Annotated in this window: 12 protein-coding genes; 4 read left to right on the top strand and 8 right to left on the bottom strand. The window is 35.6% G+C overall.

The genetic code is table 11. The features are described 5' to 3' along the window. Positions 1-278 (top strand): integrase core domain-containing protein (locus Q397_RS23480; protein WP_240475105.1); only part of this gene is annotated, 278 nt, incomplete at its 5' end. On the opposite strand, the gene Q397_RS0119290 is transcribed toward Q397_RS23480, so the two are convergent. The 4 genes from Q397_RS0119290 to Q397_RS0119270 all read right to left on the bottom strand — a co-directional run bounded on the left by Q397_RS0119290 (position 270) and on the right by Q397_RS0119270 (position 3,191). Then, a complete protein-coding gene (locus Q397_RS0119290) occupies positions 270-608 on the bottom strand; it encodes a hypothetical protein (RefSeq protein ID WP_028880795.1) in 339 nt (112 codons plus the stop codon). The two genes, Q397_RS23480 and Q397_RS0119290, sit on opposite strands and share 9 nt — an antisense overlap. A gap of 258 nt (positions 609-866) precedes the next feature. After that, a complete protein-coding gene (locus tag Q397_RS0119285; protein WP_028880794.1) occupies positions 867-1,931 on the bottom strand; it encodes an H-NS histone family protein in 1,065 nt (354 codons plus the stop codon). A gap of 79 nt (positions 1,932-2,010) precedes the next feature. Beyond that, complete coding sequence (locus Q397_RS25115) at positions 2,011-2,400, bottom strand: hypothetical protein (protein ID WP_156950804.1); 390 nt, start codon at positions 2,398-2,400, stop codon at positions 2,011-2,013. Between the two features lie 335 nt (positions 2,401-2,735). Next, a complete protein-coding gene (locus tag Q397_RS0119270; protein WP_028880792.1) occupies positions 2,736-3,191 on the bottom strand; it encodes a helix-turn-helix domain-containing protein in 456 nt (151 codons plus the stop codon). Between the two features lie 100 nt (positions 3,192-3,291). Here Q397_RS0119270 and Q397_RS24525 point away from each other — a divergent pair, with 100 nt between their 5' ends. Beyond that, positions 3,292-5,532: a hybrid sensor histidine kinase/response regulator gene (locus tag Q397_RS24525; RefSeq protein ID WP_051610367.1), complete on the top strand. Its 2,241-nt coding sequence runs from the start codon at positions 3,292-3,294 to the stop codon at positions 5,530-5,532. Positions 5,533-5,660: 128 nt separating this feature from the next. Here Q397_RS24525 and Q397_RS24520 read toward each other — a convergent pair whose 3' ends face one another. The 3 genes from Q397_RS24520 to Q397_RS0119250 all read right to left on the bottom strand — a co-directional run bounded on the left by Q397_RS24520 (position 5,661) and on the right by Q397_RS0119250 (position 8,215). Continuing rightward, positions 5,661-6,377 carry a substrate-binding periplasmic protein gene (locus Q397_RS24520; protein ID WP_169738020.1) on the bottom strand — a complete coding sequence of 239 codons (717 nt, stop codon included), beginning with the start codon at positions 6,375-6,377 and terminating at the stop codon, positions 5,661-5,663. 196 nt (positions 6,378-6,573) lie between these two features. Continuing rightward, positions 6,574-7,053, bottom strand: coding sequence for a hypothetical protein (locus Q397_RS0119255; RefSeq protein WP_156950803.1), 480 nt, complete (start codon positions 7,051-7,053; stop codon positions 6,574-6,576). Positions 7,054-7,201: 148 nt separating this feature from the next. Beyond that, complete coding sequence (locus tag Q397_RS0119250) at positions 7,202-8,215, bottom strand: hypothetical protein (protein WP_028880789.1); 1,014 nt, start codon at positions 8,213-8,215, stop codon at positions 7,202-7,204. Between the two features lie 1,252 nt (positions 8,216-9,467). On the opposite strand from Q397_RS0119250, the gene Q397_RS0119245 reads away from it, so the two are divergent. Continuing rightward, entirely contained in the window at positions 9,468-9,653 is a 186-nt protein-coding gene (locus Q397_RS0119245) for a hypothetical protein (protein ID WP_028880788.1), read from the top strand. Between the two features lie 96 nt (positions 9,654-9,749). Further along, complete coding sequence (locus tag Q397_RS0119240) at positions 9,750-10,571, top strand: hypothetical protein (protein ID WP_028880787.1); 822 nt, start codon at positions 9,750-9,752, stop codon at positions 10,569-10,571. An 807-nt stretch (positions 10,572-11,378) separates the two neighbouring features. Here the strand turns inward: Q397_RS0119240 and Q397_RS25460 are convergent. Continuing rightward, positions 11,379-11,599 (bottom strand): integrase core domain-containing protein (locus tag Q397_RS25460; RefSeq protein WP_038014909.1); only part of this gene is annotated, 221 nt, incomplete at its 5' end.

Genomic DNA, 11,599 nt, shown 5'->3' with positions numbered 1-11,599 from the left:
ATATTGAGCCGGGGTCACCTTGGGAAAATGGCTATAACGAAAGCTTTAACGGCAAGCTTCGCAATGAACTTTTAAACGGAGAAATATTCTATACCTTGCAGGAGGCAAAGGTTCTGATTGAACGCTGGCGGCAGTTTTACAATGAAGTTCGTCCGCACAGTTCACTGGGCTACAAGCCTCCGGCACCAAAAACACTCTTGCCTCGTCCTGATGTTCTGACTTACGCTACGCTCCAGTCGCCACATCAGGACGACAATAATAGCCAGAAACTAACATAGCGGTTGGACCACCAAAGTGGGGCACGTCATTTGTAGTCTGACGGTCAAATTGTTCTCGAACTCTTGTGGCGTACAGCCAAAGGGATGCGCCATTTCCTCGTCATCGGTACAATATTCAAGAATAACGAACTGTTTGTCATTGTCGTATTTAACAAAATGCTCACCATAATTTTCAATCAATTCAATGATATACTCGATGGCATACTCAAGCTTTAGGTCAGTAACATCTTTATTATGTAAGCGTTCAAAGCATTCGTTGATGTCAATTGGTTCGTTTTCTTCAATATCTTTGTTGAAAGCTTTTTCATCGAATTCAATATTTGTATTCATTGGGCTTGTCCTTCATTTAATTAAACAGGACTATTTTTATTGATCACATTCACCAAGATATGAAAACAAAAAATGAATAAATACTAAATTCGAAATAAATATAAAAACAAACTAGGAAATTTTGAAATTAAATTTGTGCCGTTTTCATAAGCCATTATAAAACAACATATTGTATTATATTTTAATGCATAAAATTAAGGCGACTCGATTAAAAATGAGTCGCCTTTTGTAAATAAAATATCGAACGGCAATAAATTTTTATGTGTTCGATAGTTTATTTTTGAATTCTTCATAATTAGGATGTGTAGGATTTAAATAATCAGGAGATGCCTTAAACTCTTCAATGGTGATGCCCTTTTCCTCCATTATGCCTTTAACCCAAGTTGGGATGCCGCCTTTTGACCATGTTTCTTCTGGATTGGCAGGGTTCATGTATTTAGGAGCAACAGGAGCTGCGCCTCTGCCATCAGCTTTCTTTTTAACAGGAGTAGCCTTTTTCTTAGCTTTAGGAGTAGCAGTCATTCCTGAACGTGGTTTAGACTTAGGCTTTGTTTTAACTTTAGGAGATTCAACGCCAAATACTTCTTCAAATGTCAAACCCTTGGCAGAAAGCATATCTTGTACTTCTTGCCTTGTATTAACTGCTTCATCTTTCTTTTTATATTCGATGTATTCAGAAATCTCAGAGACCAAGGCTTCAAGATCGGCAACATTCATTTTTTTAAGCTTATGTTTCTCAATCAATTTGAAAGATGACATCTGTTTTCTCCGATTGGTCACAAGTTCTGAGTCAGGTGGAATATAAGTGTAGTGGCTTTTTAATTGCGGCAAATTTAAACATATAATCTCAGTTGAATAAAGAGTGTCCTGAAAAATATTAAATGGCAAAGTTATCACTGAAGTAATATTTAACTCATTTAAAAAACGAAGTCGTTGACTGTTTTTTCTACAGTTTAAGCGGAAATTGAACGGCATTACAGCTACAATAGGCGTACCTTCAGGAACGATGTCTAGGACATGCCTTAGGAACTTTTCAGGCATAAATGTAGTCCTATCACCGCTTACATAGGGCGGGTTCATTAAAACAAGGTCAACTTTAGGCAGTTTTTTATGCTGATTAAAAAAGTTCGTTCCATTTTGAATCTCGAACTCTTTAACTTTAACGCCATCGAAGAATTTAGTGAGATTTCCCTCGCCACTACAAGGGTCCAAAATATAGGACGGTTTATGTACTGAAAGCACTAAATCAGTTAGCCACCTACTTAAATGTAAGGGTGTATAAACTATATTTGTTTTCTTGATGAGCTGGTTTTTGTGAAGCATAAATTCTTGATAGCACACTGAGAATTTTATTGTCTATTGAATAAAAGAAAAGCCCCCAATTAAGGAGGCTTGTTTTGGTTTAGTTACAGCCAGGGCCATAATAATAGCCCGTTTGTCTCCAAGACCCATTACTACAAATATCCGAATAATACCCACACCCAAATGGTCGTTGCCTTGTTCCTCCATGTCCTGTTGTAGGATTGGAACAATTTCTATAGGAAGGTGCGGTTGATGAACCGCCTGAAAGGGTAACGGTTTGTCCATTAGATAAAGTTAGCGTACTTCCAGAACCTGTTCTTACGCCATTTCCTGCACTTGTAGCATAATCTGATGTTCTAGCACGTCTAGCCGTTGGTTCTTCCCAAGGTACATCAACAGCAGTATAACTCGTCGAATCTGCTGCATTGGTTGGATTAAAACTAAATAAAGATATTCCTAAAAATAATCCTGTTAATAAATATTTCTTCATCTCCTTAATTCCTTTTTTTTCGAAAATAATTTTTTGTATACAATTATTAATATACAAATTAAATTTGAAATAAACAATGTTTTATTATATTATTTAATTAAATAAGGAATGAAATAGGTCATTCCTCAGAACAAAAAATCCACAAACATAAAGCATTAAAGGCACGGAAAATACATTCTGTGCCTTTTGTTTATTTCAATAAATAATAAAATGAGTTATAATTAATTTACAAAGTCGCAATAGTGCGATTGTTTGCAAAACATTAATTTCCGAATTTAAAAGGTCTCAGTTGTTGAGACCTTTTTGTTTTCTGGGAGGGGAGCGAAATGACCCCTTTAGTCTTCTTCGTGAACTCCAGCCATTGCTTTGACCATTTTATTGACCTGAGTTCTGATGTTTTGGTCTTTAACATCTGAAAACGCTCTAACCAGTTCCAGAGTTTGCCTTCTGTGAAGTGTTAGCTCCTCCTCAGGTACGTTGGCCTCAGATGTATAGCCTTCATAGCCAGGAAACTCGTTTCTGACGTTTTCAGGCATATCTTCAAAAAAGTATTCAATAGGACAATCAAGAATATTACTCAATTGCCATAACTTTGATGCTGAAACACGGTTTGCACCTCGCTCATATTTTTGAATTTGTTGGAATGTCAGTCCAATCCGTTCACCTAAAGCACCTTGGGTAAGGCCAACAAGTGTGCGTTTCAGTTTGAGCTGTTTGCCAACATTGACATCAACTGGGTGAGGAATATCGCTTCCACGAGTTCCTGGGAGGGGGATTGGTTTCTTAGACATATATACAATCCTTTCTGTTCTTTATATGTATTGATATCATGTGCTGTTTAAATGAACACAAAATTATGATAATGAGAATGAACCCATTTGGAGCGTGAAAATGTCGTATAATAACAAAAAAATATTTTTATATATAACCTTATGCATTTTTATCGCTGACGCTTTCTTCGTTCTAATTAACTATTATAACGATAGAGAAAACCTTCAATACGATTTGGAACATCAGAGTAAGCAGTTTCAGACTAGTTTTGAAGTTGCCTTATCAATGACAACCGCAAACATGTCGCAATTGGCAACATACGTTGCGAATGACCCAAGCATACAGGCAACCTTTAAAAAAACAGCAGATGCGTTTAAGGCATCGGGTAACAATATAAAAGATATTCCAACTCAGCGATATCGAGACGAACTCTATCAAAAAGTTGAAAATAGTTGGAAGGAAATGAAAAACCGTTTCCTTGTTCGTCAACTACATTTCCATGTCGCCCCTGACATCAGCCTATTACGTGTTCACAGGCAAAATAAATGGGGGGATGATTTGTCACCTCTCAGACATATGATTGTTGACACAATGCAGGATAAAACCCCCCGTCAAGGCTTTGAACTCGGACGTATTTATGCGGGCCTTAGAGGCTCGGTTCCAGTATATGCACCTTCTAAAACTGAACAGAAGGGTGACTTTATTGGCGTTCTAGAAGCAGGAACTTCGTTCTCTGAAATTATTGATGTTTTAGAAAGTCAGATCGGTGCCAGTATTGCCGTATTGTTGAATGGAGAAAGAGTTTCTGAAGTTAAATGGAAAAATGGAATGGGCGGTAATCATGTTGAAGTGTGTGGTTGCTTTGTTGAAGCCCAGTCGGATGAGAAATTATTTGATATTATCGGTGATATTGACTTAAGCGCTAGTCGTGAAAATGAGCCGTTTAAACTTCGAACAAGTGTTGTTGATATCTCTGGACAGCGATATATGCTTACAAGCTTTGGTATTCGAGACTATATTGGTATTCGAGATAACAGTGAAGTACCAGTAGGCAATGTCGTAATGTGGAGCACGGTAGAACATAAGTTTTCATCGCTATACGACAATACTCTTACAAACATTATTTATGCAGTTTTTGGCTTCTTTGTTATTGAAATTTTGATTTTTATTGGAATAAACGCTGTTCGTAATCAATTGAACAATGAGATTGAAAGACAGGCAGGCGAAATTAAAGTTTTGCTGGAAAAATCTCTTCAAGCCAACAAAGCAAAAAACGAATTCTTGGCAAATATGAGCCATGAATTACGTACACCTATGATGGGGATTAAGGGCGGCTTAGATTTGTTGAAGGGTAATTCATCATTAGATGCAGAAGCTAATCAAAGTTTAAAACACTTGGACAGTTCATCAAATGCCCTAATGTCGTTAGTTGATGACATTTTAGATTTATCAAAGATTGAGGCAGGCAAACTTAAACTAGAATTGGCTCCAAATAATCCGAGTCTCATATGTTCTGAGGTTCATGAAACATTTAAAGCAGTTGCCCGAAAGAAAGGTCTGGATTTCAAGTTTATATCACCACAAGAATTCGATGAATGGTTTATCTTTGACGGTATGCGTTTCAGACAGGTTTTATCCAATCTGGTAAACAATGCGATTAAATTTACTGATAAAGGTGCTGTAACGCTTGAATTAGTAAAACAAAATACGTGTTTGGTCGTATCTGTATCTGATACAGGTATTGGAATGACACCTCAGCAAGCAGAAGAGATTTTTGAACGGTTTACCCAGGCAGATGGAAGTACAAATAGAAAATACGGTGGAACAGGTCTTGGATTAACAATCTCCAAAGAATTAGCAGGATTACTAAATGGCGATATATCTGTAGAAAGTGAACTTGGAGAAGGTAGTGTCTTCAAATTATCAATTGATGCTGAACCATGCCAAAAACCAGAATATAGCGAACAGAATAGCGTTCGTCTTGAAGCTTTGAAAATTTTGCTAGCAGAAGATAACCCAGTAAACCAAAAAGTAATTTCTGGTATATTGCAAAAGAATAATCATCTGGTTGATGTTGCAGATGATGGAGTTCAAGCATTGGAATTGGCTGAGAAGAACCAGTATGAAGTTATTCTTATGGATGTTCAGATGCCAAACATGGATGGTCGAGAGGCAACCCAAAAAATTAGAAATGGTGATGGGCCGAATAAAGATGGAATTATAATCGCGTTTACGGCAGATGCCATATCAGAGCATATTAAAGACTTCCTCGAAAATGGCTTCAATAGTGTTGTTGTGAAACCTGTTAAGTATGAAATTTTAGAAGACAAAATTATAGAAGCGTGGAATTCCAAAAAATAGCACGCTGCCAAATAAATTGACAGCGGGTTGCCCCCTCTTTCGTCATAGCCTTTCTGCCAATATGAGTAGGGAATATCACTTCCATGAGTTCCTAGATGGTGGGGGGATAGTTTTTATCTCATTTAATATTAATTTGGGTGTATTTTATATTGGTTTCTAATTCTTGCATATGTTCCATCATCTCGGATTTCTTGTAGATAATGGTCAAACATGTCTTTTAATTTTTTATCTTTAAAACCGACATACCACCAAAGTTGACTTTGTTTTGGAACGGGAAAGAGGTCTATTGCCAAGTCAAGGTCGTTAATTTTATGATTTGGTAGATGTGCTGATAATTTTTGAATCCACCAATAAAGAATGGTTTCATCAATTACAATTGCATCCAAAGAACCTAGAAGCCAGCGTTGGACCTGATTTTTCTGAGCTGAAAACTCCTCATAGCCTTTAAATGAAGGAACTGCTGCTTGAAATGCTTTTCCAAGGTTATTACTGGCATCTTGCCATGCACCGACTTTAAATCCTGAAAGGTCTTTCCAATTCTTAAAGGTAATGTTGTCTTTTTTACGGGTAACAATAAAATTTTGATATGAAATGAAAGGTTTTGAGTAGTACAACGAAGAATTGGTAGGTTGTATCTCGACTACGATATCGGCAGTTCCCTGCAATAAAGACTGTTCCATACGCTTGTTAGGATAAAAAAACGGCGTAAATTTAACATTCATTCGCTTGAATATTTCTGATGCCAGTTCCCAGGAAATGCCGCTAGGTGGCGTGCTTTCGATATATGGCGGGCGTGAGATACCAAAGACAACCTTTAAAGGTTCTGAGGCATATAGCAGTTGCATACTAGATAACAGCGTTATCAGTAATGTTATGACTCCAATATGTTGCCTTCTGTGATGCATGTTGTAGTTTTCCTTACCAATTAAAGGAAGTGTAGTACTTCATATATGTGAATGTGATCCATTAGGAAACTATCTGAAAAGCTGTCTATTTCTAAGTTTAAAAAATTGACTCCTGACGGATCAGGAGCCGATTAATTTATTTATCAATAGAATTTTTATTACAGATTAATAATGCCTTTTTAAAGGTATACGCTAATTCAGCTAGTTTTGCGATATGAAGGGAGCGTTTCCAGATAGGGAGCGCCATATTCATATTGAATATTTCTTCGAAAAAACGAGCATTAATGTACTCGATTGCTAATCTGGCACCATCAGCATTTACTGTTCGAAAGCCAGACAAAATATCGTTGTAAAAAGATTCACCGTCACCTGCTGATGGATGTCTTTTCAACAATAAGGATGAGAATAATTGCTTTGTTTTAAGCAGTTCTGGTGCAATTGCCTTTTCAAGTTCACAAACCTTGTTGAAGGTGTCATTTCTGGCATTTATAGCATTTTGAAAAGGTTCACGCTGCTCCATTAAAAAGCATTTGTACATATTCTGATTATGAATTTCTAAATTAAATAAATTTAGGTCTGTTGATATGTACTCTTTGTAAAATTCATTATAGTCCATTTGTTTTCTCCTATATTTTATGGGTTTAAATCCTTTCTCATAGATGATTGGAATTCTCTGCATTATAGCGAAATGACCCCTGCTTCTTTTCTTGCCAGGATACAGGCACGCTTGTACAGGAAACGGGCACGCTTATTATATTAGATTACTAAATTAATAATTTATTGTATGAATCATCATTGAGTAATTTTATACGTAAAACCGCAAAATCTCTATTCGTACCAAGATGCTTTTCGTATCCATCTTCGAGTTTAAAATGTATGTTTTTGTTGTTGTTTATATATTTGACAATAGGTTTAAGCTTTTGTTTGAACATTGGGATGTGCTCAAAGTTTGCACCTAGAAGCTTATTTAAATGGTAATATGAATAATAAAAATCAGGGTCTTTGTTACCCGTTCTGACTTCTCGTTCAATACGACAAAAGAAAACATATAATGCCAAGGGTAATGACGTTTTCTTTCTGAGCAGATCAGGAACCACTTTTAAATCTACGACACAAAAATACCTTTTTATAAATGCATAGAATTTTTCAGTCAGAACAATTTTGGGATGATATTCATCAATAGGGTCTGGGTTATCTTCCCAAAAGTCATAACTGTCAGATAAAGCGCATTCGATATCATGCTGTCTCTGATAATTTGTAAAATGCTGCTCTTCTTGTTTACCGTGAAAAATCCAAGATAACCTTGATGAAAACAATTGCTTAAGGGTTAATTTAAACTTTTCAAGCTCTGATTTCTTTACGGTTTTTTTGCCGTCCCTTTTATCAAAGGTATATATCTCGTTATCTATCATAAACCGCTTTAAGTCAGAGATAATGATGGTTTTTGTTTTATTCTGTAGGCAGTAATTACAAACGGCATAAAAGGCCAACATAGCGTATTTACCGTAGGGTATGCCTATGGGGGTCAAATCACTGTCAACCCCGCTTAAAATGCTAAAACGATATCTTGGAACGCCACTTGTTGAATAGCTTTCTCTAGTCCAGTAGTCAGTGTCTACAGGCTGGACTGGAAATGAAATGAGGCTGGCAATATAAGGTATTAATGTAAATTGATAATCTTTAAATGACTTAGAATATTCTGAAGGAAATTCAATAATTTCCGCCGTATTCTCAATGTTATTTATATCACTTTTATCTTCTAATTTTATTGTGTCCATAATTTATTTATCCTAGGGTGAGTAAATAAATTAACATAAATTCATTAAAAAAGTAAATAAATAAATTGACATTTATGTTTTTATTGTTTAAATTGATTATTAATGAATGTATCCAGTTATGGGTGTTCTAGGTGTGAAAATGAAAAAGCAGGGTCCATTAGGTTCCTGCTTTTTTGATTCCCGCTTTTCCGAGGATATTGATACCCCTTTATATTCGCTTTAGCCTTAAAATCATTGTTAAAAATATGCCTGTATCTACTGCAAAACTGCCAATTTTGATGTTGTTTATGTTTGCGAGGATATAGACACAGGAAAAGTGCGAGGATACGGTTACACTAACCGACATAGGTTCATCGGTCTGAAGCTGGCGGAATGCCTTATTTTTTCAAAAACGGCTTATTGCGAGGATATAGTTACAGGAATAAAAAATTTAAAAAATGCGTTTTGACTAGTCCTTAAATCCAAAAAGAAGCAAATTTTTCTGTTTTGATGTTTTTTATAAATGGCTGAATACTGCGGTTTTCAGTAGATTTAAAAATATTGCGAGGATACGGTTACACTAACTAAGAAATATATTATTATTAGATAACTAAATTCGCGTGCGCGTGCGATAGCCGTACCTTCGGGTTGGAATTGCCGTAGAAAGAATTGGAGTTTAGTTCTGGGAAGCAGAACGTCCAATATCTGGGAGACAACCGATATGCGTAACAAGTTATAGGATTCAACAAGGATGATTTCGTTGAATGAATGAGCGTTAGCGATCTTGATAACGATTTGATGGGACTCTTATAGCCTTTAAAGGTCTTGCCGCCCTACAATTAAAGTTCTTGTGTGACAACCTTATCCAAGGTGTAGTCGCTGCTAATCACACCTAGAAGAATACTAGGCCATTAAGCAGGTATTCCATAAAGCCAAACATGACAATCCATCTTAAAGGCATGGAAAACACCTTTTTAACGCATATTTGTATGTTTCCTATATGATGGCATACCTAAGATTAAAAGATATGCTTAAAACGCTTTAAAATGGATTTTAAGGCATATTGTAAACGCAGGAAGAATAAATAATAAAATTCTTTTGTTATGGTTGTTTTCAATCTTTTTATTTAATATAATTATGTTGATGACGTTTGACATGGCGCAACTTGTTTTAATGTAAAATAATTTTTTTTATTGTGAAGTAGGTTAAAACAGGTTGCGCGAAACTAGTACAAAACTCAACAAAAGCGTTACAGATTCCACAGGAAAATTATATGAAAGAACTATATGAAAATAATATAAATCAGTTAAAATATGCCCAATTTTCAATAGATGCAATGTTAGCAACTGGCATGATGCCTAACGGTTTACATCAGGTTTTATCTGAATGCTTGTCTGAAAATATCGAGAATAAAGAATTCATTGTTGAACAATATGTTAATGTTAAAAAATTGAATTAAATAAATTATTATTGAAATAAATAATATATTTTGTTATCTTATTTATTAGGTGTGTTTCCAAGAGACCACATCTAGTAATATAGGATTAACAATAAAATGAAAGATATAACAGACGAAGAAACAATAGATTTAGAAAATCATATTAACGCCATTTCAGACGATAATTTATTAAATAATATTGAAGAAAATGATTTAAAAGAAAGTCTTCCAGATTTATCAAAAGAAGACAAAGAACGCTGTAAAAAGCTCGTTGAAGAAATAACTGCAAAGATAAGCAAATCTGCGGAATTTGAAGAGATTGACGATTTGAAAAGTCACTATCTCTATGAAGTTGCGATTAACAACAATTTCAAATTAGAAAACAGTCTTACAGACATTTTGGATAAGCCCGACTTAACTCATAAAGTTTTTATGATGTTGTTGTTAATGGCTGACAAAGACGGGTTTGTTAAAAACGTTAACTTAAGGCTTCAGAACAGCATTCCGTATTCTGAAAACCAAAGAGACATTGAACGCCGAGAAGTTACTCTGAAGAGGCATATCCAGGTCACTCATCAAATGCTTGAAGAAGTCAGGCTTATCAATGATGAGGGTATTCGTGAATTCTCAAAAATGCTTATTCTTACTGACTTCAAAAGGAAGATCAGAGACCCGCTCGTTCGAAATATCAGTAATTCTCTGAGTATTTTGGAACAAGAAGGCTATCTGGTTAAAAGATATTATAATATCCAAAAAAGAGCAGAAAGAGGTTTTCCAGAATCAGATGGATACTGGAGTGTAGACAAAGGCAGGTACTTTAAAAACGGCCTTCTAGATGTGTTTTTAACAAACAAAGCCCTTCGATATAAGGCAAGCCTTCAAGGTATAGAATTTAAACCCAATAGTCTTGTTTCTGAAAATAGCGATACGGTTCATTAAGTCATATTCTCCCTGCCTTTTAGGTGGGGAGTTTTCGTTTTAACGGCTTGTTCAATCAACTCTATTAGGTGAGACCGTTGGCAATCACACTTAGCAATAAAGTATTTATTCAAGCCAAATCCCAAAATTAAAACATTACGGTTTACGTTGTATTCCGCTTTCGAAACGGTATGAATTGCTAAATATATTCGTTATTCTAGAATAATAACAATGACATAATATATTAGGGAATAGCGGTTATACTAAATCTGCAAATTTATTACAACCGTATTCAGCTAATATAATGTGGTAAGAAAAAATAATGTAAAAACCAGATGCATAACGGTTATATTATTGATACATTATTGAACCATTAAATATGCATCACAACTGCATTATTGCTACGTTATTGCTTCGTAACTACGATATAACAGTTTCATTATTTATTGATTAAATGATTCTTGAATTTGCGTAACCCGTTTTGTCTTCATATATAAATATAAATAAAAGGGGGAACACTGTTGAAAGCATATTCAACGGTAGTTCCTTTTTTATTGTTTAAAATATGGAGATAAAATGAAATATGACATAAAGCAAATAAGCCTGCTTCTTCAGGAATGTACTGTTAGAAACACAAAAGGAAAGCCATTAAGTGAACCATCAATTCGCAAAACTCTTGATGGTCATCAGTGCCAATATGAAGAACGGCTTGATACGAAAGGAAGAAAGCAAACTGTAAAGACATACAGCGAAATGACCCTCTTAAAAGCTTTCCTAAGTAGAACCGTCTATGACGATTTGACGTGCCCCACTTTGGTGGTCCAACCGCTATGTTAGTTTCTGGCTATTATTGTCGTCCTGATGTGGCGACTGGAGCGTAGCGTAAGTCAGAACATCAGGACGAGGCAAGAGTGTTTTTGGTGCCGGAGGCTTGTAGCCCAGTGAACTGTGCGTACGAACTTCATTGTAAAACTGCCGCCAGCGTTCAATCAGAACCTTTGCCTCCTGCAAGGTATAGAATATTTCTCCGTTTAAAAGTTCATTGCGAA

Origin of the sequence: Terasakiella pusilla DSM 6293 (assembly GCF_000688235.1) — a bacterium.
In the GTDB taxonomy this organism is placed as follows: domain Bacteria; phylum Pseudomonadota; class Alphaproteobacteria; order Rhodospirillales; family Terasakiellaceae; genus Terasakiella; species Terasakiella pusilla.
Note: the sequence above shows the minus strand (reverse complement) of the source record. Positions and strands in the feature narration are given on the sequence as shown.